At 63.7% G+C, this 25959-nt stretch carries 19 protein-coding genes and 1 tRNA gene; 9 read left to right on the forward strand and 11 right to left on the reverse strand.

Annotation, left to right across the window (positions count from 1 at the left end; genetic code table 11):
* Nucleotides 1-121 precede the first annotated feature (121 nt).
* Entirely contained in the window at nt 122-430 is a 309-nt protein-coding gene (locus tag G6P99_RS35550) for a hypothetical protein (protein ID WP_029079108.1), read from the forward strand.
* A gap of 778 nt (nt 431-1208) precedes the next feature.
* Here G6P99_RS35550 and G6P99_RS35555 read toward each other — a convergent pair.
* Both G6P99_RS35555 and G6P99_RS35560 read right to left on the reverse strand, forming a co-directional pair.
* The gene (locus G6P99_RS35555; protein ID WP_029079109.1) at nt 1209-3158 is read right to left on the reverse strand and encodes a molybdopterin biosynthesis protein; all 1950 of its coding nucleotides are present in this window, start codon (nt 3156-3158) and stop codon (nt 1209-1211) included.
* Nucleotides 3159-3167: 9 nt separating this feature from the next.
* Entirely contained in the window at nt 3168-4277 is a 1110-nt protein-coding gene (locus G6P99_RS35560; protein WP_029079110.1) for a molybdopterin-binding protein, read from the reverse strand.
* Between the two features lie 184 nt (nt 4278-4461).
* On the opposite strand from G6P99_RS35560, the gene G6P99_RS35565 reads away from it, so the two are divergent.
* Nucleotides 4462-5673: an ABC transporter substrate-binding protein gene (locus G6P99_RS35565; protein ID WP_029079111.1), complete on the forward strand. Its 1212-nt coding sequence runs from the start codon at nt 4462-4464 to the stop codon at nt 5671-5673.
* A 94-nt stretch (nt 5674-5767) separates the two neighbouring features.
* On the opposite strand, the gene G6P99_RS35570 is transcribed toward G6P99_RS35565, so the two are convergent.
* Entirely contained in the window at nt 5768-6736 is a 969-nt protein-coding gene (locus G6P99_RS35570) for a TAXI family TRAP transporter solute-binding subunit (RefSeq protein ID WP_165125256.1), read from the reverse strand.
* Between the two features lie 120 nt (nt 6737-6856).
* Between G6P99_RS35570 and G6P99_RS35575 the strand changes: the two genes are divergently transcribed.
* The 6 genes from G6P99_RS35575 (at nt 6857) to G6P99_RS35600 (ending at nt 14151) form a co-directional block, all read left to right on the forward strand.
* On the forward strand, nt 6857-7825 hold the full coding sequence (locus G6P99_RS35575; RefSeq protein WP_035976376.1) for a Bug family tripartite tricarboxylate transporter substrate binding protein: 969 nt from the start codon (nt 6857-6859) through the stop codon (nt 7823-7825).
* A 106-nt stretch (nt 7826-7931) separates the two neighbouring features.
* Nucleotides 7932-8007, forward strand: a tRNA-Ile gene (locus tag G6P99_RS35580).
* 716 nt (nt 8008-8723) lie between these two features.
* Nucleotides 8724-10082, forward strand: coding sequence for a hypothetical protein (locus G6P99_RS35585; protein WP_245284913.1), 1359 nt, complete (start codon nt 8724-8726; stop codon nt 10080-10082).
* A 260-nt stretch (nt 10083-10342) separates the two neighbouring features.
* Nucleotides 10343-10801: a hypothetical protein gene (locus G6P99_RS35590; RefSeq protein WP_029084820.1), complete on the forward strand. Its 459-nt coding sequence runs from the start codon at nt 10343-10345 to the stop codon at nt 10799-10801.
* Nucleotides 10802-10942: 141 nt separating this feature from the next.
* Nucleotides 10943-12679 carry a type I secretion system permease/ATPase gene (locus G6P99_RS35595; protein ID WP_051346779.1) on the forward strand — a complete coding sequence of 579 codons (1737 nt, stop codon included), beginning with the start codon at nt 10943-10945 and terminating at the stop codon, nt 12677-12679.
* 53 nt (nt 12680-12732) lie between these two features.
* On the forward strand, nt 12733-14151 hold the full coding sequence (locus G6P99_RS35600; protein WP_246709706.1) for an HlyD family type I secretion periplasmic adaptor subunit: 1419 nt from the start codon (nt 12733-12735) through the stop codon (nt 14149-14151).
* Between the two features lie 15 nt (nt 14152-14166).
* On the opposite strand, the gene G6P99_RS35605 is transcribed toward G6P99_RS35600, so the two are convergent.
* The 5 genes from G6P99_RS35605 to G6P99_RS35625 form a co-directional block, all read right to left on the reverse strand.
* Nucleotides 14167-14949 carry a response regulator transcription factor gene (locus tag G6P99_RS35605; protein ID WP_029084823.1) on the reverse strand — a complete coding sequence of 261 codons (783 nt, stop codon included), beginning with the start codon at nt 14947-14949 and terminating at the stop codon, nt 14167-14169.
* 1147 nt (nt 14950-16096) lie between these two features.
* Nucleotides 16097-17533, reverse strand: a complete 1437-nt coding sequence (locus tag G6P99_RS35610) for an MmgE/PrpD family protein (RefSeq protein WP_029083640.1) — start codon at nt 17531-17533, stop codon at nt 16097-16099.
* 16 nt (nt 17534-17549) lie between these two features.
* Nucleotides 17550-19010 (reverse strand): MmgE/PrpD family protein, encoded by a 1461-nt coding sequence (locus tag G6P99_RS35615; protein ID WP_029083641.1) that lies wholly within the window; start codon nt 19008-19010, stop codon nt 17550-17552.
* Nucleotides 19000-20046 carry a PdxA family dehydrogenase gene (locus G6P99_RS35620; RefSeq protein WP_029083642.1) on the reverse strand — a complete coding sequence of 349 codons (1047 nt, stop codon included), beginning with the start codon at nt 20044-20046 and terminating at the stop codon, nt 19000-19002. The genes G6P99_RS35615 and G6P99_RS35620 overlap by 11 nt, the downstream gene beginning before the upstream one ends.
* 6 nt (nt 20047-20052) lie before the next feature.
* Nucleotides 20053-21366 (reverse strand): cation:dicarboxylate symporter family transporter, encoded by a 1314-nt coding sequence (locus G6P99_RS35625; protein ID WP_165125260.1) that lies wholly within the window; start codon nt 21364-21366, stop codon nt 20053-20055.
* A 141-nt stretch (nt 21367-21507) separates the two neighbouring features.
* Here G6P99_RS35625 and G6P99_RS35630 point away from each other — a divergent pair, with 141 nt between their 5' ends.
* Complete coding sequence (locus G6P99_RS35630) at nt 21508-22497, forward strand: LysR family transcriptional regulator (protein ID WP_165125262.1); 990 nt, start codon at nt 21508-21510, stop codon at nt 22495-22497.
* A gap of 25 nt (nt 22498-22522) precedes the next feature.
* Here G6P99_RS35630 and G6P99_RS35635 read toward each other — a convergent pair whose 3' ends face one another.
* The 3 genes from G6P99_RS35635 to G6P99_RS35645 are packed head-to-tail and all read right to left on the reverse strand — an operon-like array spanning nt 22523 to nt 25958.
* Nucleotides 22523-23728: a M24 family metallopeptidase gene (locus G6P99_RS35635; RefSeq protein ID WP_245284819.1), complete on the reverse strand. Its 1206-nt coding sequence runs from the start codon at nt 23726-23728 to the stop codon at nt 22523-22525.
* A 7-nt stretch (nt 23729-23735) separates the two neighbouring features.
* Nucleotides 23736-25148 carry an MFS transporter gene (locus tag G6P99_RS35640; protein ID WP_029083645.1) on the reverse strand — a complete coding sequence of 471 codons (1413 nt, stop codon included), beginning with the start codon at nt 25146-25148 and terminating at the stop codon, nt 23736-23738.
* A gap of 18 nt (nt 25149-25166) precedes the next feature.
* Nucleotides 25167-25958, reverse strand: coding sequence for an alpha/beta fold hydrolase (locus tag G6P99_RS35645; RefSeq protein WP_051346602.1), 792 nt, complete (start codon nt 25956-25958; stop codon nt 25167-25169).
* Between the last annotated feature and the right edge of the window lies 1 nt (nt 25959).

Genomic DNA, 25959 nt, shown 5'->3' on the forward strand with positions numbered 1-25959 from the left:
TGCCGATCGGCGCTCTCTCATCTCACGTCACGCGCCGTCTGACTATCAGCGGATATACCTCCAAGTTTCCAATGCACGGGGTGACCGGAAAACGATAACGTACATCGCAGGAGTAGCACCTATGCCTCGCGCGCCTTCGATCGTGCCGCATCAAATCGACCACGACACCTATCTGGTGCTGAACGATTTTGGCCGGCTTGGCCGTGCCTGGTGCGAAACCGACGAAGGCACTGACCGGAAAACGCTGATCCGCCGACTGCTGGAGGACCAGTACAGCCATCCGGTCCGCATCGTGGCCTTCAACACCAACGAAGGATGGTCCCGCGACGTGACGACCGATATTGCCGACGAGCTTCGGCGCCGTTTCGTCGAATATGATGAGGTCCCGCGCTCGGTGCTGGAGTTCGTCGAGATGGCCATGCGGCACTGAGCCGGATCCGCAACCGCAACGCCGATGCCCGCCGGCGTCGCGAGGGCCCGGCGCGTGTGCGCCAAAACAGTAATTTTCATAGCAATTTCAACTCGGTACACCCTGTCCAGCCCTCGGCGAGAAAATAATTCTGTTTTCACGAACAATGAATCGGGTGTAGAGTGCGCCCGTCTCACCCGATCGAGGGGCGCTTCGCGATCGTCACGGGTGTTGTGGTGAGATGCGGTGGACGCGGAATGCGCCAATCGACGAATGCGCATGAAGCGGACGGTGAAGTCGTGTGGTCCTGACGCCCTAGCGGCCGGTGTCCCCTTGTAGAACGCGTAGCGTTCTTACGATGGCGGTGACAAAAAAGCCCAGTCTCGCCGGGGAGAGCACGAAATAATCCGTAAGCCATCGCGCAGGGAAAGCCGGATTGCTCCGGTTACACCTGTGGTCCTACCCCCGAGCTTTCTACCTTTGCTCGGCCCATGGGTGCAATCGGCACCCGGCTTTCCCTGCGCCCTCTACAAGAGAGAGGGTGAAACGAACAGCAAAGCTCGGGCAGAACATGTCGCGAGAACGCGGAAGTTTGTCTCACAAGCGGCACCACACACTCAGTGTCGTCCCGGCGCAGGCCGGGACCCATAACCACAAATGCCGATTGTTATCCACCGCTGGAACGACGAGTCCCGGGAGCCACATCTGCCGCGGCGTATGGGTCCCGGCCTTCGCCGGGACGACGGCGGTGATTACTGCGGCGTTCTTGACCATACCATGCAGACGCCGACAATTGCCGCTACGCCGGCCTGAACCCCGCCTCGATCAACGCGGCGCGGGCTTCGTCCGACGCCAGCGCGTCGAGAAAGGCCTGCACCGCGGGCCGCTGCTTGCGCGCCGTGACCAGCGCGAAGTCGTAATGCTCTTCGGCCAGCGGAATGAAACCGAGCCCGGATGCTGCCGCGACCGGCGCGATGGTCATGCCCCAATCGGCGCGATGCTGCGCCACTGCGGCCGCAACCGCATTGTGCGAGCGCGGCTGATTCCAGTAGCCGTCGGGCCGGCTGCCTGCCAGCAGGCGATCGATCAGGATGCGGGTGCCGGCGCCCTGGTTGCGGTTGACCATGATGCAGGCGGGATCGGCGAGCGCTGCGCGCACCGCCAGCTGCGCGCTCAAGCCGGCAAAACGCTCGTCGTCCTTGCGGAACACGATGCCCTGCATGCGCCGCCAGCCCGGCACCAGCTCGAGGCCGTCGGCAAGATACGGCGTGTTGTAGGTCTCGGTCTTGTCGTCGAACAGATGGATCGGGGCGAGATCGCATTCGCCGCGCTTGGCGGCCGCGAGCCCGCCGAGGCTGCCGACCGCGATCGAACGCACCACAAGGCCGGCATGCGCCAGCGGTGCGGTGACGAGATCGAGGCCGGTGCAATGGCTGCCCACGATGACGAGATCAGGCACCCGGACATGCGGCGTGAACAGCGTCACCTCGGCCTCGCTGCCGGCCGGCAACTGGTCGGCAAGCGCCTCGATCCTCAGGAAGCCATCGGCCTGCGCAAAAGAGGTGATCGCGCCCGACCCCTTGCCGCTCGGATAGGCGATCAGGCCGTCGGCGCCTTCGACCAGCGACACCATCACGAACTCGGTCCGCCCGAGCTCGGAGGCGATGCGCACCGGCACCTTCGCCGCCACCTTGGCGTCCGGCCGCGGCGGCAGGCCGGCCATCCGCCGCAGCACCGGCACGATCATGTCGTGGAAGGTGAACATCGCCGAAGTCGGAAAGCCCGGCAGGATGACCACCGGCTTGCCGTCGCAGACCGCAAGGCACAGCGGCTTGCCCGGCTTCAGCGCCACGCCATGCGCGATGATGCCGGGCTTGCCGAGCCGGGCGATGATCCGATGCGAGACGTCGCCCGCGCCCTTCGAGGTGCCGCCCGACAGCACCAGCATGTCGCTCTCCGCCAGCGCCGTGCGCATCGCGGCTTCGAGCAGGGCCTCGTCATCGGCGATTGCGCCGAGAAAATGCGCGTCACCGCCATTCTCGGCAATCGCCGCGGTGACGATCGCGCCATTGGTGTCGTAGATCGCGGCCGGCCGCAGCACCTCGCCCGGCTGCACCAGTTCGTCGCCGGTCGAGAGGATCGCAACGCGCGGACGGCGCACCACCACGACCTCGGCGATGCCGCAGGCCGCGAGCATGCCGATCTCGCGCGAACCGATGATGGTTGCCGCGCGCAACAGCGCCTCGCTGCGTGCGATGTCGGAGCCGGCATAGGACACGAACTGCCCGGGCGATGCCGCGCGCCGGACCTCGATGGCGCCATCGCCGGCGGGTTGGGTGTGCTCGACCATCACGATCGCATCCGCGCCGCGCGGCACCGGACCGCCGGTCGCAATCGCGGTCGCGGTGCCCGGCAGCACCGGCCGGGTCGGCGCGGTCCCGCAGGAAATGGTCTCGCCGTTGAGCGCGAGGCGCGCCGGCACAGCTTCGCCCGCACGGACCAGATCGGCCGAGCGCACGGCAAAGCCGTCGACATTGGAGCGATCGAACGGCGGCACGTCGATCGGCGCCACCACGTCCTTCGCCAGCGCACGGCCGAGAGCATCGGCGAGCCGCCGCGTCTCGGACGGCAATTGGCGCGGGAACAGCGCCGTCTCGAAGCGCGCGAGCGCCTCCTCGCGCGCCAGGATGGTCAGGAACTGGTCCTGCTCGACGGACGGGTTGGGTTTCGGCGTGGACATATCGGTCATCTCGGGAACTCACTCCCGCAACATATAGGCATCGACGACCGTGCCCGCAGCAAAGCCCTCCGCGGATCCAGCCACGATCAGCACGGCTTCGGCGCGCGCGATGGCATCGAGCGAGAGCTCCCCGATCGCAAGCACAGCCCAGCAACCCTGCTGGCGCGTCAGCAGCACGACCTCGGCGATGCCGACGCTGGAAGCGATCTTGCGCGCCAGCGGCAACGCGAGCGTGTTGCGCGGGCGACGGCCCGACAGGCGATCGAGCACGGCAAGCGCAATGGCCCACCAGGCCGCGAACGCCTGATCCGGCGCGCCCGGCAAGGCGATGACCGGCGTCGTATCGATCCGTCCCACCGCCGTGGTGCGCCCGGGTTGCAGGGCAATGCCGTGCGCGATCAATTCGCCACGCGTCGCCAGAGCATTCACCGCAGCATCCGTGCGACCAACCCCGGTGCCACCGATCGTGATGATCAGATCACAGGCAGCTGCATCGAGCGCGTTGGCAATCGCCGTCACATCCGCCGCCGCCTCGGCGCAGAGGACCTCAGCACCCGCCAGGCGCGCGGTGTCAGCGATCAATTGCGCGCTCAGCTGAACGTTGGCGACGTTGACGATGCGAAGCCTTGGTCGTCGAACGCGCAACAGCTGCAGTCCGGCCGCTCGCGCGAGCAGGAGATCGCGCGGCAGCAGCGGCTCGCCCGCTGCGATCAACGTGCGCCCCCCGGCGATGTCGCTGCCGGCACGGCGGACGCCCTGCCCCGGGATGGCTTCGGCAAGCACCTGCGGCAGCGGGCCGGAGGTGTCGACGGCGTCGGCATCGACCACGCAATCGGTGCCCTCGGGCATCGCCGCACCGGCCTCGACCCAGACCGGAGGCTCGGCGAGTGGCAACGGCGCGTAGGACGACGCCCCGACCAGGTCATTGGCACGCATCGCCCAGCCGTCGCTGACGGCGACATCCTGCGGCGGATAGGCGCACAAGGCCTGCATCTCGGCGGCGATACAATGCAAGGCATCGGCCGGCGACAACGCGATCGGCTCGACCGGCGCGAGGTCGCGCAACACGGCGGCGAGTGCCGCATCGAGCGGGGCGAGCGAAGCCGGCAAGCGCTGGGTGGTGACCATGGCCCGCTATGGACTGAATCGGCGGCGAAAGAAACTGCCTCAGGCCGGTCCGGACCTCCGTCATTAGACCGAAGGCGCGTTGACGAAGCGCCCGAAATAGTTGCAAAAGAAACCAATATGACCGGGTCGCGGAGATCCGGCACAACCAATAATGGCCAATGCGCCAATTCAGGAGGGAGACAGAATGATCGCCACCAGACTAGCCATGTTCGGGACGCTCGCAGCCGCGCTGCTGGCCTCCTCGACCGTATCGGCGCAGGTGTCCGACGACGTCGTCAAGATCGGCGTGCTGACCGACATGAATGGTCCGGCCTCGACGCCGACCGGACAGGGCTCGGTCACCGCCGCGCAGATGGCGGTCGACGATTTCGGCGGCAAGGTGCTCGGCAAACCCATCACGGTGATCGTCGGCGATCACCAGCTCAAGCCCGACATCGGCGCGACCATCGCGCGGCGCTGGTATGACGTCGATCAGGTCGATCTCATCGTCGACGTGCCGGTTTCGGCGGTCGGGCTCGCGGTGCAGAACATCGCCAACGAGAAGAAGAAGCTGTTCATCACGCACTCGACCGGCGCGACCGATTTCCATGGCAAATTCTGCTCGCCCTATACGATGCAGTGGGTGTTCGACACCAGAGCACTCGCGGTCGGCACCGCGCAGGAGGTGGTGAAGCGCGGCGGCGACAGCTGGTTCTTCATCACCGACGACTACGCGTTCGGCCACTCGCTGGAGAAGGACGCCTCCGCCATCGTGACCAAGAACGGCGGCAAGGTACTCGGCGCGGTGCGGCCGCCGTTTGCCACGCCCGATCTGTCGTCCTTCATCCTGCAGGCGCAGGCCTCGAAGGCCAAGATCATCGGCATTGCCGGCGGTCCGCCGAACAACACCAACGAGATCAAGACCGCCGCCGAGTTCGGCGTCTTCGCCGGCGGACAGCAGATGGCTGCGCTGCTGGCTTTGATCACCGACATCCACTCGATCGGCCTGAACGCCGCGCAGGGCCTGCTGCTGACCACCTCGTTCTACTGGGACATGGACGACAAGACCCGCGAGTGGTCGAAGCGCTATTTCACCAAGATGAACCGGATGCCGACGATGTGGCAGGCCGGCGTCTATTCCTCGGTGACCGCCTATCTGAATGCGATCAAGGATGCCGGCACCGACGATCCGCTCAAGGTCGCGGCCAAGATGCGCGAGAAGCCGGTCGAGGATTTCTTCGCCCGCAACGGCAAGCTCCGCGAGGACAATCTGATGGTGCACGACCTCTGGCTGGTCCAGGTCAAGACCCCGGCCGAATCGAAATATCCGTGGGACTATTACAAGATCCTGGCGAAGATCTCGGGCGACGACGCGTTCGGCCCGCCGGACCCGGCGTGCTCGCTGGTGAAGAAGTGAGATAGCGAATGGCGAATAGGGAGCGGCGAATTGCGGGTGGTGCGTGACGAACGGGAACAACTATTCGCTATTCGCTACTCCCTACTCGCCCTCATCATTTCGCCACCCCGATCTCACGGAAATATCTGAGCACGCCGGGGTGGATCAAATTGATGTCGGGCGCTGCGGCGACGGTGTTCGCCGCCGTGGTCTCGCAGGCCTGGGCGAGCTTCTTGCAGAAGGTTGCCTCCGCGCCGTGCAGCGTCTTCGCCAGCCGATAGGCGACATCGTCGGGCAGGCTCTCGCGCACCAGGATGTAGCTCCAGGAGCCGACCGAGGAGATTGCCTCGGTCTGCTTCGGATAGCTGCCGGCGGGGATCGTCAGCGGCTTGAGAAAGGTGTGCTTGGCGCGGATGCGGGCAATTTCGTCCGCGGTCGGCGCAATGAAGCGCGCACCGCTCGCGCTCTCGGCCATCTTGCTGAAGCCGGGCCAGCCGATGCCGGCGCCCCACAGCGCCGCGGTGCGGCCGTCTTCAACCATCGCCGGTCCATCGCCGGCGCGATCGAGATAGATCGACTTGAAGTCCTCGTCCTGCTTCAGCCCGATGCCGTCGAGGATATAGCGCGACAGGATCGGCAGGCCCGAGCCCTTGGCGCCGAACGCGACGGGCTGGCCGACCAAATCCTGGATCGACTTGTAGGGGCTGTCGGCGCGGACCACGAACATGCCCGGGCTCGAATACATCGCGGTGAGGATCTTCAATTTGGTGGCCTTCGGCCGGCCGATGCCCATCAAGGCCTCATAGGACGGTTCGCCGGCGACGGTTGCGATATCGACGCTATCCGCCTCGAGCAGCGGGATGTTCTCGTTGGAGCCCTTGGTGTTGCGCGGCTCGATCGACAATGTCGGATCGGCCGCATTCATCACCTCGGCAAAGGCGTTGCCATAGAGCGGAAAACCGCCGCCCGGCGTCGCCGTGACGAAACTGATCGTGGTTTTGGAAATGGTCTTGCCCCCCTCTTGCGCCGCCGCGCCGCCCGCGAGCAGCAGCGCGCCGGCACAAATCATAACAGCGAATTTCATCTCGAACCTCAAGCATTGCACGTGAGCAAGACTATCGTCGCACGGGCGGGGTCGTAGGCAAAGGCAGCGTTTTGTGAAACCATGCCGGCAACAGTCACAAGAAAATGACGGGAAGAAATGATGATCCGATTTGCGCGTGCCGCGTTGCTTGGTTTGATGTGTTGCATTGCCTCCGTTGCCCCCTCCTCCGCATCCGACTATCCGAACCGTCCGGTACGCTGGCTGATCGGCTTTGCCGCCGGCGGCCCGGTCGACATCGTCGCCCGCATCATGAGCCAGTGGCTGTCGGATCGTCTCGGCCAGCAATTCGTGGTCGAGAATCGCGCCGGCTCCGGCGGCAACATCGCAGCCGCCGCCGCGATCAACTCGCCGGCGGACGGCTATACGCTGCTGTTCGTGGCGCCGAACAACGCGATCTCGACCTCGCTCTACAAGAAGTTGCCCTACGACTTCCTGCGTGACACCACCCCGGTCGCCAGCATCATGCAGCTCACCAACATGCTGGTGGTCTCGAACGCGATGCCGGTGAAGACCGTTCAGGAGTTCATCGACTACTGCAAGGCCAATCCTGGCAAGATCGCCTACGCCTCGTCCGGCAACGGCACCTCGGTGCACATGTCGGCCGAATTGTTCAAGGCGATGACCAAATGCGACATGCAGCACGTGCCGTATCGGGGATCAGCGATCGCCTTCCCCGACATCATCTCCGACAAGGTGCAGCTGATCTTCGACAATCTGCCGTCGGCGCTGGAGCAGTCGCGCGGCGGCAGCGTCCGCGCGCTCGGCGTGACCTCGCCGCAGCGCTGGCCAAGCGTGCCCGACGTGCCGGCGATCGCCGAGACCGTGCCGGGCTTCGAGTCGGTCGGCTTCTACGGCATCTCCGCGCCGAAGGGCACGCCGCCGGAAATCGTCAACATCCTCAACAAGGCGGTCGGCGAAGCCTTGAAGGACCCCAAGCTGGTGGCGCGCCTCGCCGAGGTCGGCGGCATCCCGAAGCCGATGACCCCGGCCGAATTCGGCAAACTGGTGGCCGACGAGACCGAGAAATGGCGCAAGGTCGTGGAGTTCGCCGGCGTCTCGGTCGACTGACGCGGACGGTCAGGGAGCGCGAGGTGCGGCATTGCCGAAACCCCGCGCACCCTGTAAACGGAGCCCGCACCGTTGCCGGCCGCGCCTTGCGGCCCGCAAGGCGGCGGGGCCTGTAGCTCAATGGTTAGAGCCGGCCGCTCATAACGGTCTGGTTGCAGGTTCGAGTCCTGCCGGGCCCACCAATGAGATCAAAGGGTTGTAGCCAGTCCCGCACAAGCCAAAAAAGCGCCGCCACAGTTTTCGCCACAGATACGCGCTCAGTCCGTTCCGTTGTCATGCCTGGACGAACCTGGTTGGACGGTTCTTGTTTTTCCAATCTCGCGAGCTCTCACGACGTTGAGCAACGCAATAACCATCTCTCTGGTCGATAATTGGCACAGGCCTACGAACGATTAACGACTCAAGTCTATTCCACCCGACATGATGATCCGTGAGCTAGGTAAGCTGTTGCTTCAGGGTGGGGTGCGCGTGGCAGTCGCGAGCCTGGCGACGCTGTGTATCGCCGGTGTCCTCTACCTCGTTGCAACCCGCGTACAATCTGAAAAGCGAACGTTCGTCGAAGTGTCAACAAAGCCGAGCTGCCCGCCCAGCCAATGCCGAGCGAAAGCGCCGGGCGGTCGATGATCGTCCGACATCTGCTCTGAAAACCATTCGTGTAAGCGAGGCCTTCCCTGGCCAATCGGCTCAGCGGCAGGGGGATTCGCACTTTCCAGTCCCGGCCCGCACGAAGTCAGAGGGCTATAACCGCACCCAAACGGATGTAGCCGATGTTACGGCTCCCACACGAAGCGCTATATCCAAACTGACGGCTGGGCTTTCCACCTTCCCTGGATGACATTCTGTCCGGAGTGCAGAACCCGTCCGATTGCGCGGAGCGATTGCGATGAGGAAGGCTATGATGGATTTTTCACGGATGTCGGATGGAATCCGGCTGCATCACGCCTCTCTTCACCACGATGGGTACGATGGTGACGATGAACCGGGCCCTGCGCCGAGCGCCCCGTTCGCGACTGACGCGGTCGGCGGAGCTGCCCTGGTTCATGGCACCGGCCCACTTGCAGGCCTTGGAGCGCACCCGGCGAGCGCGCATACCCAGCATCATGACTCCCATCCGGTTCAATCCGAGCATCCCACCACGTCCGCTTCCGGCGCATCCCATCCCGGGACGGACATTGCCAAGGTCGAGAGCGGAGCGAACACGGCCGGGAACGGCGGAGATGGCTATTTTTACGGGGGGATCATTCACGCGTCGGTGCTGATCTATGAACCGATCAACATCTCGGTAAGCTTGGGATACGGCTCGGTCGCCCTGGCCAGCCAGTCCAACAATCTGAATGTCGATCAATCCGCCTTTCAGATGGCCGGCGTCGGCGGCCATGGCGGCAATGACAACATTGGATCGGGAGGGAGCGTCAGTACTTCCTCGGGCTTCAACGTGATCGCGACCGGCGACAACAGCGCCGGAAACGGCGGCAGCGGCTATTTCTCGGGTGCGTTGGTGGACGCTCCTGTGGTGATCTATCATCCGATCAATATTGCGGTGGCGGGCCCGGGCGGCACTGCGCATGCAAGTCAATCGAACACCGTCGACATCGATCAATCGGCCATACAGATCGCGGGCGTCGGCGGAAGTGGCGGAAATGGCAACGTGGCCGCCGGCGGCAGCATCATCACGCTCGACCCCAGTTGGGGATCAAACGGAGGGGGCGTCTCGGACTTTCAAACGGGCGGAAGCCAGGCCGGCAATGGCGGCGACGGCGTGTTCTACGGCGGACTCGTCCATACCTCCTTCGTGCTGTACGCCCCGATCAACATCGCAGTCGCGGGCTATGGCTCCAACGTTCATTCGGTCCAGACGAATGACGCCGACGTGGATCAATCCATAGTTCAGATCGCCGGCATTGGCGGACACGGCGGCAATGGCAACGCCGCGACGGGCGGCCATGCAAGCCTTCTTTCCCACGGCTTGTGGGGAGGCTCCGACACGATTGCGACCGGTTCGAACGGCGCAGGCAATGGTGGCAACGGCTATTTTGCCGGAAGCCTGGTCGATGTCAGCGTCGCCATCTATGCACCCATCAACATCGCAATCGCAGGTCCCCATTCGACGGCCCTGGCCGATCAGGTCAACAACGTGCACATCGACCAGAGTGCGGTGCAGATCGCCGGACTTGGCGGAGACGGCGGCTACGGCAATCTCGCGCTGGGCGGCGATCTTACCGCCCACCTTCTGTCAGACCTTCACCTGATGGGATAGCGCAACATCAAACCGCTCGCGCCGGCCCGATCGGAAGGCGGCCCTGTGCATACGAGCTCACCCAAAGGCGCCGTCCCCTGACGTTTCGAGCTCGGATGTTGCAGGAATAATGACATACTTTCGTACGTAGATCGACCGAACCGGATGGTGTCCGATTTGACATCTATCGTCATCGCGCATGGGCGGATCAGACTTGCCGCGCGCGTCCGCCTGATCGGGATGGATGATGCGAGACAGCCAACAGAAGCACGGAGGCTCACATGTTGCCCAAGGCGATTCACATCTCGGATTCGATCGAATTCAAATCGATCAACACCGGTGGTCAAAGTGTCGGAAATGGCGGCGATGGTACCTTCAAGGGAGCTATCATCAGCAAGCCGACGGTCAACTTCGATCCGACCAACAAGGCAGAAGGCGCCGATGTGCATGTGAGCACCGGCGATCACGTGACTCAGAAGGCGGATTGGGACGCCGGCGGCGCAAACGCGACAGCCTCGTTGTTTGCGAAAGCCAACGGCGGAGCCGCCGAGTCGAACGGAAGCCAGAAATCCTACAGCGGCCATGATACTTCCAAGGTATACGCCAATACGGATGCCACCCAGATCAACAAGCTCACGGTGGACCAGCATCAGGATGTCCTGGCCGGCATCGGCGGCAATGGCGGAGACGGCAACGCCGCGTTGGGTGGAGAAGTGAGCTTCCATCTCGATACGCTCTGACCACCGGTTCGTCCGACTGGCAGGACCGGTGGCCACCGCCGCCGGTCCGGGAGTTCAAGCGAATGCCCCGCCGATGCCGTTGGCTGATGACGCCGACCATCGAGCAAGTGCGTCGGACCTCGATTTCAGGCGGTGACGATCATGCTGATGCCGCCCATTCAGATGCCCATCCTGCCGCAGATCCGGACACCACTGCATGCGGCCCTCTGGTCCTGCGCGGGACCGCTCGGTCTCGTATTCGCGTATAGTTGCAGCTACAATCTGCTTCTGTTTGCTCCCTCCATCTACCTTCTTCAGATCTACGACAGAGTCTTGTCGAGCCGGAGCGGCGACACACTGCTCCTGCTCACGCTCATTGTCGCGATCACGGTGGTGGTCGGAGGGGTGTTCGATGCATTGCGCCGTGCACTGCTGGCGCGCCTTGGCGCCTGGCTCGACGATCGGCTCCGTCCTTGCGTGCTTTCGGCCGGCCTCGAATCCGCGTTTCGCAGCGATTGGACGCAAGCATCCGGCACATATCGGGATCTCACCGTGCTGCGCCAATTCATTGAGTCTGGCGCATGTCCGATGCTGTTCGACGCGCTCTGGACGCCCTTGTTCCTTCTTGTCCTGTTTCTCATCCATCCCTTGCTGGGCGTAGTCGGTGCCTGCTGCGTAGCCTTCCTGTTCGCTATCACCCTTGTCGGAGATCTGGTCACGGAAGACGTTCTGCTCAGATCCGGCGCCGCACTGTCCAGAAGCTACGGCCGCCTCCAGGCTGCCGCTGGCAACATCCACATGATCCGCGCCATGGGAATGCTCGATAGCGCTGCGCGTATGATCCATCATGACGCGCAGGAGGCGCGCAGGGAGCACGACGCGGCAATCCGGCGGGGCGAGATCGTCATGCTGGTCACCAAGCCGGTCCGCGCGCTATCACAGGTCTTGATCATGGGGGCCGCCGCGTGGCTCGTGCTCGATCACGGGAAGAGTCCGGCAATCATCTTCGCGTCCATGCTGATGTTCAGCCGGGCACTCGCGCCGGTCGAAAGTGCGATCGCAGGCTGGAAGTCGCTCGCGACAGCCGCGAGCGCCTGTCAGCGGCTCGGCGCGCTTCTCGCCGCATTCCCCGCCGCCGGGCAGCGAGATACGGAGATTTCGCCGCGGCAAGCCCGGAGCGGTCTCGTCGTCGAGAATGTCGGCGTGAGGCTTGCGGGGACCAATCATCCTCTGCTGAACGGCGTCTCGTTCACGCTCGCGCCCGGAGAATGCCTCGGCATTGTCGGTCCGTCCGGGTCAGGCAAGTCCCTGCTTGGCCAGGTGATCGCCGGGCTGTCGATGCCAACGCATGGCCGTGTTCTTCTCGACAATACCGACGTCTCGCTGCTTCGCGAAGGCCGAAACGGCCACCATCTCGGCTATCTTCCCCAAGACATCAACCTGATCGGCGATACGATCAACGACATCATCGCGCGCCTCGATGACGCCGATCGGCGGAAGGTCGCCGAAGCGGCCAAGCTCGCCGGAATCCATGAGGCGATCATGCGCCTGCCGCAGGGTTACGACACGGTGGTCCACAGTGAGAAAGTCTTCTCGCGCGGATATCGGCAGCGCCTGGGTCTGGCCCGCGCCTTTTTCGGCAGTCCACGCCTCGTCGTTCTCGATGAGCCGAACGCCAGCCTCGATTACGGGGGCGAGCGAATGCTGCTGGATGCCATCCAGCACATGAAGCTCGCAGGTGTGATCCTCGTCGTCGTTACGCACCGCATGGGTCCGCTGGCAGCCGCGGACAAGATCGCCATCATGGAAGACGGTGCGGTCGTCGCGTTCGGCGACAGCGAGGAAATTTTCGAACGGCATCTGAGCCGTCCCCAGCTTACATCGCAGATTGCGCCATGATCTCGAGCTTTTCTCACTATCTGGGGAAACTTCCAGCGGTCTCGAGACTCCCCATGATCTGGGACCAGGTCATGCGAACGCCTGCAAGGCCCCCGTTGGCCGGACAACTTGGAGCCGTGGTTACCGCAATCGATGATTTCGAGCCTCTTGAATATCCATGGTGCTCGACACCCACGCCGATCTCTCCGCGCCGGAGGCTTCGCGGTATCATGCTCGCGGGCAATCTGCTGGTGGCCTTCTTCATGGTGGGGCTTGGCACATGGGCGAGCCTCGCGCCGCTCGAGAGCGCCGCGATCGCGTCCGGCGTCGTGGAATCAGAATCGAGCCGCAAGACAATTCAGCATCTGGAAGGCGGTATCGTGAGGAAGATCCTGGTTTCGGACGGCGATATCGTGCGAAGCGGACAGATGCTGATCGCGCTGGACGACACTCGAGCCGGTTCGGAGGTGCAAAGCCTTCAAGGTCAGTTGTGGGATGCAATTGCCCGCGCGGCACGGCTTCAGGCCGAGCAGCAGAGATTCGAAAGGATCGCGATCCCGAGCGCGCTGGAACAGGACACCAGGCAGAATGGAGTGGCCGCCGCAGCGCTGTCGGCGCAGCAGTTCATTTTTCAGGCACGTCGGCAGGTTCACGAGTCGCAGCTTGCAGTCATTCGCGAACGAAGGCTTCAAGTCGAAAAGGAGATCGAAGGTCTCAGGGCCCAGGAGAGCGCTACCAGGCAGCGAATCGACATCGTCCGGGAGGAACTGGACATGGTCACGACCCTCGTCAACAAAGGACTCGAACGGCGGCCGCGACTTCTGAACCTTCAGCGCGAACTGGCCGACGTTGAGGGTCGCCGCGGCGAGATCACCGCACAGATTTCCCGCGCCGGGCAGGTCATCAGCGAGCAGCAGGCGACATTGTTCAAGCTAGAGAGCGACAGGCAGAACGAGATCGCGCAGTCGATTCGTGAAGCGCAGAACCAGATATTCCAGCTCCGCGAGCGGTTGCTTGCGGCCAGGGATCAGCTATCGCGAACAGAGGTCAAGGCGCCTGAGGATGGCGTGATAACCGACCTGCGGGTCCATACAGCCGGCGGCGTCATCGGGGCGGGTGCGCCGCTCATGGACCTGGTACCCCGGCAAGACCGCCTCATCGTGACCGCCCGCCTGAGACCCGAGGACATTGATGTGGTTCACCCCGGCCTCAATGCCGAGGTGCATCTCGTACCGTACAATCAGCGTCGCGTGCCGCGCCTGAAGGGGACTGTCGTGCATGTGTCCGCTGACCGGCTTCTCGACAAGCGTACCGATCAGCCATACTACGCAACCAGGATCCGGATCGACGACGCGCAGATCGCAGAAAACGACATCCGGATCGTCCCCGGTATGCCGGTTGAAGTGTTCATCACGACAGGGCGCGGCACCGTCGCACTTTACGCACTCAGGCCCCTGCTCGATAGCTTCCGCGGTGCATTCAGAGAGGATTGATGCTGGTTAAGGTGACTAGGTCTCCGTCGTCAGAGCTGCGCCCGGCTCGAGATCGCGACTCTGCGCGGGCAACCGGCCGCGCCAACGGAGGACCGCTTCCGTGCGATTGTGGGCGGCACATTTCCTCATGATGTGCTGGATGTGCATTTTGACGGTGCTTTCCGATAGGTTCAATTTGGCGGCGATTAGCTTGTTGGGCAGGCCGAGTTCCAGTTCCGCCAGAACGTGCTGCTCTCGAGGCGTGAGATCGGCCACGCTCCTGTCGATAGCCAGCCTGGCTGCCTCGTTGATCAGATATGCGGACGCAAGCCCGCGCGCGTCCGGCGGCTCGAAATCCGGCATTTTGTTCATCCCGGCGACGGGCAACGGCCTGTAGACACCGCCGACGAGAACAAGGCGCAGGCCAGCTATGGCGATCTCGATCGGTAGCGAGGTGGAAAGAAAGCCGCGCACGCCCCGCTGCATCGCGGCCTGCACGGTCGGCTCGTCGTCATGATTTGACAGGACTACAACGGCGGCGTTGGGACAGCACTCCGCAACGAAGGCAAAATCGTCCTCAACCGAGGGATCGCCGATGGGCTTGTCCGCGATACTCAGCACCACCAGACGAACGTCACGGGCTGACGTGCAGTCCAGGCTTTGGACTGTCGCCATGTCAAGGATCTCAAGTTCGTCGAGTTCCCGCCTGAGGACGTTCAGAATGCATGTGCGAGGTAACAGGACCGGCTCGACGATCACCAGAACCGGCAAGTGAAGGGATTCATTGAGCCGCTTTGAGGAGTGCGCTATGTCGTGCATGATTTCCCCGAAGTTAAAAGAATTTCCGCGATATTCCCATTTCGCCTCTCGTGATGCTGCATTCGTCCTGAATGCGGTAACTACGAGAGTACAGCGCCAGTGTTGGTGCCGTATCCACTACGGGATCGCTTGGCACGGGATCACTTGGCGCTTGGCTGGAAATTCTTTCCGCTCAAATCATTTGGGCGCATACCGCGCGGTGACGCAGTCGACGCATTCCCTAATTGCATATATTTCGATACGCGATTGAAGCCGCCGACCCTGACTTGCCGTCGACGACATATGCTTCATCCTCCTTCACGAGATACAGAAACGGCCTATCTCCAGTCTCGCTGCCTGACGCGCTTCTTCCTTTCACACGCCCGCAGATCGTATCCACGGGGCGTCCAAGCGTGTTCTTTCGCATTGCGCGCTTCATATCGCTAAATTCGACCGATCCTGGATCCCCCATCCTCGTCGCGATCGTTACCTTTGCCTTGTCCAGGACGGGATCTGATGTGCCCGCGGGGCGTTGGGATGGCGAGACGCTGATCCTCGTTCGCGGAGCTGCCGCTTTGGTGAGGTCGGTCGATCCCCGCTTCTTCGGGGGTTTCTTGCCGGACCTTGCCGGGGGGGCAGAATTCGATTTGACGATCGCAGGATCTGGCGCCGATGCCGCTGGCATTGGCTGCACGGGTTGGACGACGGCAACCCTGTCGAAACAGGGTTGTGACGCGCACCCGAGGAAATATCCTCGGGAAGGCGCAACCAAGCCAAAGCCGATCAAGACTCCTGCCAGCACTCCAACAAAAAGCAGTCCCATCCGATTCCCCTCCTCGGGAGCTCGGCTCGCACTCGTAACTAGGACTAATTCCGCGCTGGTGGTCCTATCTGTTGCGCAAAAGCGTTAAACGCTCATTAAGCGCACGTGCGGCCGTTCGGCACGTGCCGTGACCGGCTGAACAGGGCCGCCAGATCCGCGACGATTTGCTTCAAAGGCCGATCGTGAACGCAATCATGCCCGATTTGGTGCGCTCTAGGGTTCCCGCCATTGGTTCTGCCGCGGGCGCACCAAGGACATCGATCGCTCATTCGGTCCTGCTTGGTCGGTCCTGCTTGGCCGGATCCGGCGTCTCCTCCCTTGTTCTCGCGGCCACCAGCCTCTCACCTAGGCCGTCATCAATGGCCTCAGCTTACCGATGTCGCCGATCCGCTCGAGATTGCCGATCTGCTCGATCAGTTTCTCGGTCTTCTCGTTGCCCAGCACCGGCGCGATCAGGTCCCGCGTCTTTGCCGCCACGGCTTCCGTGCTCAGCGGGTTCTCCCTGGTGCCCGGCGGATACTTGGTGAAGTGATCGACCTTCCTGCCGTCGTTGAGCGTCACCTCGACAACCGCGCCGCGCGGCGCGGCCGGGTCCATCAGCGCCTTGTCGCCGGCCAACGTCACCTTGGCGCGTTGCTCGAGGATCTTCGGATCATGCGTCAGCGCGACGTCGTGGCTGTCGTTGAACGACACCGCCCCCTTCACCAGGGCGACGGCCACAAGGTGCTGGCAATTGACGTCCGGCATCGCGCTCTCGCCGACGATTCCCATCGCATCGGTCGGAAGCTTGACCAGGATGCTGCGCACGTTGTCCGGCGTGAGGGCATGCTGCTTGCGCAGCGTCAGCGTGGCATCCAGCGGCGATTGAATGGGATAGCCGACCGAAAAAGTCTTGATCGCCGTCTCGGTGACGTAGAAGCGGCTGCCGAGATCCTTCACCATCTCCTCCGGCTTCGGATCGGTCGAGAGCGCGATGAAGAGATTATGGGTGCCGTCGAGCACATCATCGACGCCGGTCAATCCGGCGCGGACCATGTCGACAGCCATCACGCCGTTGCGCGCGCCCATGCCCGCGAAGTCGAACGCCTTCTCGACATGGTCGCGATCCCTAACCCAGCTCCACAGGCCGGAGACCTGCTGCGCCGAATAGGAGATCGCATAGCGCATCCCCCTCTCGTCAAGCCGCGCCAGCGACGCTGCGGCGCCGAGCGCACCGAAGGTCGACGACGTTCCTTCGGCGCTTCGATGCGAGCCACGCACGAGATCCGGCCCCAGCGCCATCAGCAGGCGGCAGCACAGGTCGTAGCCGAGCGCGACGGCGCGCACGACGTCCTGCCCGCTGCGATGTTCCCGCTCGGCAAAGGCGAAAGCTGCCGGCACGACCGAGCATCCCGGATGCGCCTTGGTGACGGGCTCGAAATCGTCGGTCTCGTCGGCATGGGCGCACATGGCATTGGCCAGCGCCGCGTTGACCGCCGTGGTCCGGAAATCGGATCCGACGACGGAGGCCTGGGCATCGCCGCCGAGGCTTCGGACATATTTCAGCGCCATGATGCCCGGATTCATGCGCGAGCCCGACACCATGGCACCGAGCGTATCGAGAATGCGGTGCTTGCAGGCCAGCACCACCTGCTCGGGCAGTTCCTGATCGCGCGCGGCGACCATGTACCGCGCCAGCCGTTCGGTAACGCCCGGGCCCACCGCGCGCGCCGGGCGGCCGCCGGCGGCGGCCATCGCGGCAACCGAAGCGGCGGATTGCAAGAAACGGCGGCGTGACGGCATGCTGCGTCCTCCGCGATCAGGCCGAAACCGACATCTTGGCAATGTCCGCCGCGTTCGGCAGGCTCTCGACATTCCAGCAGGCATCCATGACGCGCCGGATCATCGCGGCGGGAATGATGCCGTCCGCGAGGTCGGAGAACTTGGTCTCGAGCTGCTTGTCGCTCATCGGCACCTCGACGCTGCCGATCGCGTGCTCGATGAAGCGGTTCAGCTTGCGCCCGTCCTTGAGCACGATGGTCAGATCGACCTGCTCCGGCTTGATGCCAGACGTGATCACCGGCACAACCTTGCCCCGCAGCGCGACGATGGTTGGATCGGTCACGGCACGATCGCTGAACTGCTTCTCGCCGCCGGCACCCTCGACGATTGCGACCGCAACGGCATGGTAGATGCTGAACTTGCCTTCGAGCCCCTGCCGCGGCGTCTTCTTGCCGGTGAGCTCCAGCACCAGCGGATGGACCTTCAGCTCGACGCGCTCGATCTGGTCCGCGGTCACCTTGTTCTCGTTGCGAAGCTGGATTGCCGCGTCGATCGCAGGATGCATCACGATCCCGCAGGCGAACGGCTTGTAGGTATTCAGCGCTGCCTCGTAGCGCTTGCCGAGGTCGACCAGGATCTCGTTGTAATCCTGCTTGGTGCTGATCGTATTGGCCCAGCCGCGCTTGGCTTCGATCATCGCGTCGGACGAGGTGAAATTCTTCGACGCCAGAATGGCGGCGAAGATGCCGCTGGACGCGGCGCGGCCGGGGTTGAAGCTCTTGTTCATGGAGCCGAAGGACTCGCGCAGGCCGACCGGCTGCGACGCCGCAAGGCCGAGCGCCCAAATCATCTGCTGCTCGTTCAGCTTCAACAGCTTGCCGACGGCGGCCGCCGACCCGAACACACCGGCGGTGCCGGTGATGTGCCAACCGACATCATAATGGTTCGGATAGACCGAGTTGCCGATCCTGCATTCGGTCTCGACGCCGAGCACCAGCGCGTTCAGGAACTCCTTGCCGGAGACCGGCTGCATTTCCGACAGCGCGATGATCGCCGAGGCCACGGGACCGGCGGGATGGATGATGGTCTTCAGATGCGTGTCGTCATAATCGAAGATGTGGCTCGACACGCCGTTGATGAAGGCCGCGTTCATGATGTCGAACCGCTCACGGCGCCCGAACAGCGAGGCCTGCTGCGGACCCGAGAACGGACCGAGCGCAGCGACAGCGATGTCGACCGTCTCGTGATGCGATCCGCCGATGGCGACGCCGACCCAGTTCAGAAGCGTCCGAACCCCCTCCTTGCGGACATTGGCCGGCAGCTCGTCATAACTCGCGGTGACGAGATAATGCGCGAGTGCGCGCGTGACCTCCTTGGGCGGCGCGGCCGCGGGTGCAGGCGCGGCAGCCGTGGCTTGCGCGAAGGCCGCGCTGCTGCCGACCGCCGAGAGCGGAAGCGCGGCGGCGGCCCGGATCAGGGTCCTGCGATCAGTGTGCATGGGATGTCTCCAAAGACTTCGTCGAGGATTTCATCGAGGCCAACTGCGCCGCGAGACGGACGGCGCTTTCGAAGGCACCGGTCTTCGCGACGCCATGGCCGACAATATCGAATGCCGTACCATGCGACGGCGTGGTGAATACGGTCTCGAGCCCGGCCGTGACGGTGACGCCGCGGTTGAAGCCGCGCAGCTTGGTCGCGATCTGGCCCTGGTCGTGATACATCGCGACCACGCTGTCGAATTCGCCGGCAAAGGCCCGGACATAGACGGTATCCGCGGGATAAGGTCCGCTGCAGGCGATCCCTCTCTTCGCGGCCGCTTCGACCGTCGGGCGGATCAACTCGATCTCGTCGCGGCCAAACAGGCCGCCCTCGCCGGCATGCGGATTGAGCGCGGCCACCGCGATGCGCGGCCTGGCGACGCCGGCCCTGCGCATCATCCGGTCGACCAGCTCGATCGCATCGGTGATGCTTTCCGCATTGATACCGTCCAGCGCCTCGCGCAGCGACTGATGTCCGGTAACCCGCGACATCCATTGGCCGTCCAGCACGTTCATCTCGGAGAAGTAGCTCTTGTGCCCGAGCAGGCTCGCGAACATCTTGTGTTCGTCGGGGAATTTCCAGCCGCCGTCGAACATCGCCCGCTTGTTGAGCGGCGCGAATGTGATGGCGTCGATTTCGCCGGCGCTGGCGAACTCGATCGCCCGCGACAGCGTCTCACCGGTCAGCCAGCCGGATTCGGCGTTGGACTTGCCGGGCGGGAACTTCGCGGGATCGGTGTTGCCGAGATCGACGAGTTGCACGGTGCCCTGTCCCCAGCGAGCCGCCTTGGGCGAGCTGATCCGCTCGACGTCAAGCTTCACGCCGGCATGCGCCATGCCCATTTCCAGCACACGGGCGTCGCCTATCACGACGAGGCGCGCAGCATCGCTGAGCCGGTCGTCGGAGAGAATGCGCGCGGTCTGTTCGGGACCGATACCGGTGCAGTCGCCCGGGGTCAGCGCCACGATCGGCAGGTCGTTCGTATTGGTAGCCATTGGTCCTTACTTTGCTGTCTGGATTTGAGCGGAAGACCGAGCCCAGTCCTCCCTGTTGAATTCGCCATCCCATTTCGCGACCACAATCGCGGCCACGGCGTTGCCGATGGTATTGGTGATGGCACGCGCCAACGACATGAAGCGGTCGATGCCGAGCAGCAGCGCCAGTCCTTCCGCGGGCAACCCGGCCGCGACCACGGTCGTCGCCAGCGCCGCGAACGCGCCGCCGGTGACGCCGGCCGCCCCCTTGCTGGTGTACAGCATCACCACGAACAGGCTGAGCTGTTGCGCGGCCGTCAGCTCGACACCGTAGACCTGGGCGACGAAGATCGTGCTCAGCGGCAGCGTCAGCGCGACGCCGTCGAGATTGAAGGAATAGCCGGAAGGAATGACAAGGCCGGCCACCGCCCGGCCGACACCGGCCTTCGGCAGTTTCTCCATCATCCCGGGGATGGCGGTCTCCGACGACGAGGTGCCGAGCACGACGAGCAGCTCGGTGCGCAACAGGCGCAGCAGGTCCATCAGGCGAATACCCGCAATGCGGCAGATCGTGCCGAGAACGACGAAGATGAAGAACGCCATCATCGCCCAGGCGGTGCCGACCAGCAGCGCCAGCGCATACAGCGTAGCGGCACCGAACTTCGCGATCGTGAAGGCCATGGCGCCGAAGGCGCCGATCGGGGCCAGCGCGACCACGACATGGACGACGCTGAAGACGAGCTCGGTCACCCGCTCCAGGCCCGACCGCAGCGGCGGCGCCTTGTCGCCGAGCAGGACGAGGCCGATGCCGCACAACAACGCGAGCACCAGCACCTGGAGCACGTCGCCGCTCGCGAACGCGCCGACAAAGCTTTCCGGCACCATATGCTGGATGTAGGCCGACAGCGATCCGACATGGGCTTGCGCGTAGCGCGCAACCGTCTCGGCCTGCTGCGTGGTGGCATGGGCCACACCCGCGCCGGGCTGGACCCAGCGCACCACGACGAAGCTGAGCAGCAGACACAGGGTCGTGACGGCCTCGAAATAGACGAGGGCCTTGAGGCCGATCCGGCCCACCGCCTTCATGTCGCCGACCTGCGCAATGCCGGTGACCACGACCAGAAAGATCAGCGGCGCGATCGTCATCTTGATCAGCGAGATGAAGATATCGCCGAGCGGCTTGAACTCGACGGCAACAGCCGGGAACAATGCGCCGAACAGCGCGCCAAGCGCGGCACCGGCCACCACGAGCACATACTGCTCGCGCCAGAGCGGCTTGCGCCGCCGCTCGGACGCGGCCCCCGAGATAGACTCGGACAGCGGAGTTGTGGCGACCTGCAATTCGTTTCCCCTAAAGGTGTGTTCGCGCCATGCCGGATCCGGATGGCGCCTTGTTCTGGTTTTGCGATGGCGCTTACATTGGACCAGCAGCCTGTCCGGCGCTAATGCCGTATCGGCATGATTTGAGGACAAAACGTCATTATGGACCTGATTTGGCTGGAGGATTTCCTTGCGATCGCCGAGGAGGGCGGGTTCTCGCGCGCCGCCGAGCGCCGCCATGTCACCCAGCCGGCGCTGAGCCGCCGGATCAAGGCATTGGAGGGCTGGCTGGGTACACCGCTGTTCGAGCGGAGCACCCATGTCGTGACCCTCACCTCCGCCGGGCAGGGCTTCCGTCCGATCGCGGAGGACGTGCTGCGCAGAGTCCTGAACGGCCGGGAGGAGGCACTGGAGGCGGCGCGCCTGAAAGCCGAAACCATCCATTTCGTCGCCACGCACGCGCTCTCGCAGTCGTTCTTTCCGGACTGGATACGAAAGACGGATCGTGCCCGGACCGGTTCGGCGGTGCAACTCGTCGCATCCAACTTTGGCGGGTGTGAAAGACTCCTCCTCGAAGCACAGGCGCACTTCCTGCTGACTCACTATCACCCAACCCTCGTCACACGACTGGATACGGATCGCTTTCAACGCATCGAGCTGGACACCGACGTGCTTGTTCCGATCAGCGCACCGGCTTCAAAGCACACGCCGCGAGGTGGCCGCCGACGCAAGCCGGTCGCTCGCTATCAGTTGCCGGGTTCCACCAAGACTCCGCTGCCCTATCTTGCCTACCATCCAGGATCGGGCGTGGGGCGGATCGTCAACTCGTTCCTTGCGGCAAAGGAGCCTGCGGCCGTTCTCGTTCCGAGTTTCTCGGCACCAGTGATGTTGCTGGTCGACATGGCGCGTGAAGGTCGTGGCATCACCTGGGCACCCCGCAGCCTCGTTCAGCGCGAGCTCCAGAGCGGCCGGCTGCTAAGAGCAGGCGGGGAGGAATGGGACATTGCGATCAGCATTTGCCTGTTTCGTTCCCGATCTCGCCTCACCAACGCGGCTGAAAGTTTCTGGAACGGGATCAAGAAGCAACGCAACGGTTACCTCGAAGCCGCGGCGCACGCTCCCGGCATCGCACCGAAACAGTCGCGCAAATGACTGGCGAGATGACCTGATCGGCCATCTACGCTTTGGAACGCGTCGCATTCCATTCCCGGCCATGGTCACCGGGGGCTTCCCAGCCCGTCTCGGAGACGATCAGCGTGTCCTCCAGCTTGATGTAGCCGCGCGCCGGATGCAGCAACGCAGTTTCGACCGAAATCACCATCCCGCTTTCGAGCGGCCGATCGGCATCGTACGGCGAATAAGGGATCGGGCCGGTCGCCGTCAGACGCGGCGCTTCATGACTGACTAACCCAATTCCGTGCGCGGTGAAGTCAAGCACGGCACGATGGGGAGACGATCTGACGGCGGCCTCGCCTGACGCAATCACATCGCCCCCCATGACGCCCGGCCGGATGATGCGGCGCGCGGCCTGCTGGATGTCCTCGATCTCCTGCAGCAATTCGCGAAGCTCGCTGTCGGGCTCCCCCAGGATGCCCATGCGGCTGAGGTCGCCGATATAACCCCGGTAGTTTCCTCCGGAATCGATCGAGATCACATCGCCCTCCGCGAGACGCTGGCTCGACGGCGCACGGTTGTGGCTCTTTCCCGCGGCGATCAGGCAATACTCGAAGACGAGGTCGCGTTCCTGTTCCTCGCGCCGCAGGCGAGCGACGACATCGTTCTTGGTCGTATCTGGTGCACAGCTCTTGAACGTCGTCAGCATCGCATCGACGACCCGTTCGGACGCTTCCCTGATCAGCGCGAGTTCGGCGGGAGACTTCACGGCACGAAGGCGTTCGAGCGTGAAGTGGGCCTCGCGGAGTTCGACCTCGTCGAGGCCGGCTATCAGATGATCCCTGGCGTCAGCCGGCAGAAAGCCTGCCTCGATGCCGACGCGCTTTGCAGCGCCACCAAGCTTCCTCACATGATCGATCGCAAGCCCGATCGCATCGATCGTTCCCCAACTGCCGGTTTTGACAATCGGCGCCGCTATCCGCCCAAGTTCATGCTCGAACTTTTCCATGCCGTTCCCGATGTAGATGGAATTATCCGGATGTCCCTTCTGATAGACGAACACCGGCAGATAGCGGCTGGTGCCGATCGCCTCCATGACATCGAAGAAGAAGAAACGATAGCCACCAAGGAGATATTGCACATTGTGCCGCGAGGTTGCGATCAGCACGTCAAGGCCCGCCTCCTCCATCAGTCGATCGAGCTTTGCGGTGTCGAACGGCGCCGTTGTTGCGATCGGTTCGAGCGCATTGTCCATGGTCTGACCTTCCATCTTCCACTCACACTGCGGTTTTTGCCGCCAGCGACTTCGCTGCAGCGTTTGAACCGGCGTTGTCGCCGAACAGGGCCACCGGGCGCCCATGCGGCTCGACGCCAAGGAAGCTGAAGGCAAGCCCGATCAGGAGGCCGGCGCCGGCAAGAAAGAAGAACGCCGGCCTCACCGCCGAGGCGGTCGCGCCCGGATGCACCAGATTGTCGGCACCGGCGATCAAGGCGAGGCACAGCGGCCCGACGATCTTGCCGACCCCGTTTGCGAGCTGGGCAAGGCCGACCGCACGCCCCGAAAGCTGCACCGGAAATATCTCCGCAGGATAAGGCCCGATGTTCGAGAACCCGCCGTCGAAGAACACGGCGCCGACGATCAGGAACACCAGGAACAGCGGGATCGAGCCGGCAAAGTCATTGTGAAAATAGGCGGCCAGCGCCAACGAGACGGCGGTGCCATAGCCCATCAGCTGGCCGCACGGCTTGCGACCGATCCGATGCGCCAGGAACGCGAAGCCGGTGCGACCAAGGACGCCGGCGAGGCTGACATAAATGAACATCTTCGCCGCATCCTGCGGCGCGACGCCGAGCAGCAGCGCCACGATCGTCGGTCCCCACAGGAACACGCCGTAGTTCGCCGTGCTGGCGCCGAACCAGATCAGGACCGTCAGCCAGAAGCGCCGCTGTTCGGCAAAGAGATCGGCAAATGTCGCGGCGTTGGCCGGCGGCAGCTTGGGCAGGACGAACGCATCGCCGCCGACCCGATAGAGTTTGCGGATGCTGGCCTGTGCCTCGCGCACGCGGCCCTTGCTGATGAGCCAGCGCGGCGATTCCGGCATGATGATCATGGTCAGAATCCCGAGGATGATCGGCAGAAAGCCGACCGCCGCCAATCCGCGCCAGCCCACCAGCGGCAGCAGGAAGCTCGCCGTGACCGACGCGGCGAGTACGCCAAAGGCGACCGGAACGACCACGAGACTCGTGACCAGCGTGCGGTGACGGGTCGGTGCAAATTCGACGATGGCGGGAACCGCCGCCGCCGCGCCGGCGGCAAGGCCGAAGCCCACGAAGAAACGCAGGATCGCAAAGGCAACCCAGCCGTCTTCCGGAATCAACGCGATCGCGCCCGAACTCACGCCGCAAAGCATGACGCCGGCAACCGCCAGCGGCTTACGCCCGAAGCGATCTGCGAGCGATCCGGAAGCGAACGCCCCGAGCATCGCCCCGATCCCGGCGCTCATCAGCATGATCGAGGTTTGCCCGAATGTCAGGTGCCATTTCGGCGCCAGCACCGAGACCAGGAAGCCGACCACAAAGAAATCGAAGAAATCGACCACGCCGGTGACGGCGAAGATGATGATCGATAGCCAATAGCGCGTCGTCACCGGCGCCTCGTCGAACGGCACTGCGCTCGTTTGCTCTGCCATGGTCTCCCCCTGTCGTTGTCAAGCCGCCTTCTTTTTTGAATTCAGGAATGCCGTCACCGCCTCCGCCACCCGCTCGGGGGCCTGGATCGACGCGACATGGCCGACGTTCGCGATGGTTGTCGTCTCGACACACGCAAGATCGCGAGCGAGTGCAAATGTCTCGGCATTCGGGATCAGCCGGTCGTCGCCGCCTGCCAGCAGAAGCGTCGGACGATCGAAGGTGGCCAGATCGGCGGAGACGGGCTGCGCGAGCATCGCGCCACGCCGCGCCTTCTGGCCGTCGTCGCGGCTGGAGCCCCGGAAGATGTCGATCAGTTCGGGCCGCGCGCGCAGGCAATCCGGCGGAAAGAAGAACTCCGCAATCTCCGGTGCGTTGGCGACGGTGTCCGCCCGATAGGACGCGAGCGTGCGGAACGCAGCCGCATTGACGTCCAGTGGACTCTTGTTGACCTTCCAGGTGCTGCCCAGGATCAGGCGGTCGATCCTGTCGGGATGGCGGGCCGCCAACACTTGCGCGATCAGGCCGCCCAGCGAGGTTCCCAGGACATGGGCACGATCGTAGCCGAGCCCCTTGATCAAGGCCGCGGCATCATCGGCCAGATCGGCCAACGAATAGGACGACGGAGAATTTTTGGTGGCACCGGAATCGCGTTGATCATAGGCGATTACGGTGAAATGCGCGGCCAACAGAGGCGCAAGGCCGTCGAACATCGCATGATCGGCCTCACCGCCATGCAGCAGCACGAGCGGATCGCCACGTCCGATTTTCTCATACGCCGTGACGACGCCGTTGGATTCGAACGATTGCATG

The organism is Bradyrhizobium sp. 6(2017), assembly GCF_011058295.2.
Taxonomy (GTDB): domain Bacteria; phylum Pseudomonadota; class Alphaproteobacteria; order Rhizobiales; family Xanthobacteraceae; genus Bradyrhizobium; species Bradyrhizobium septentrionale.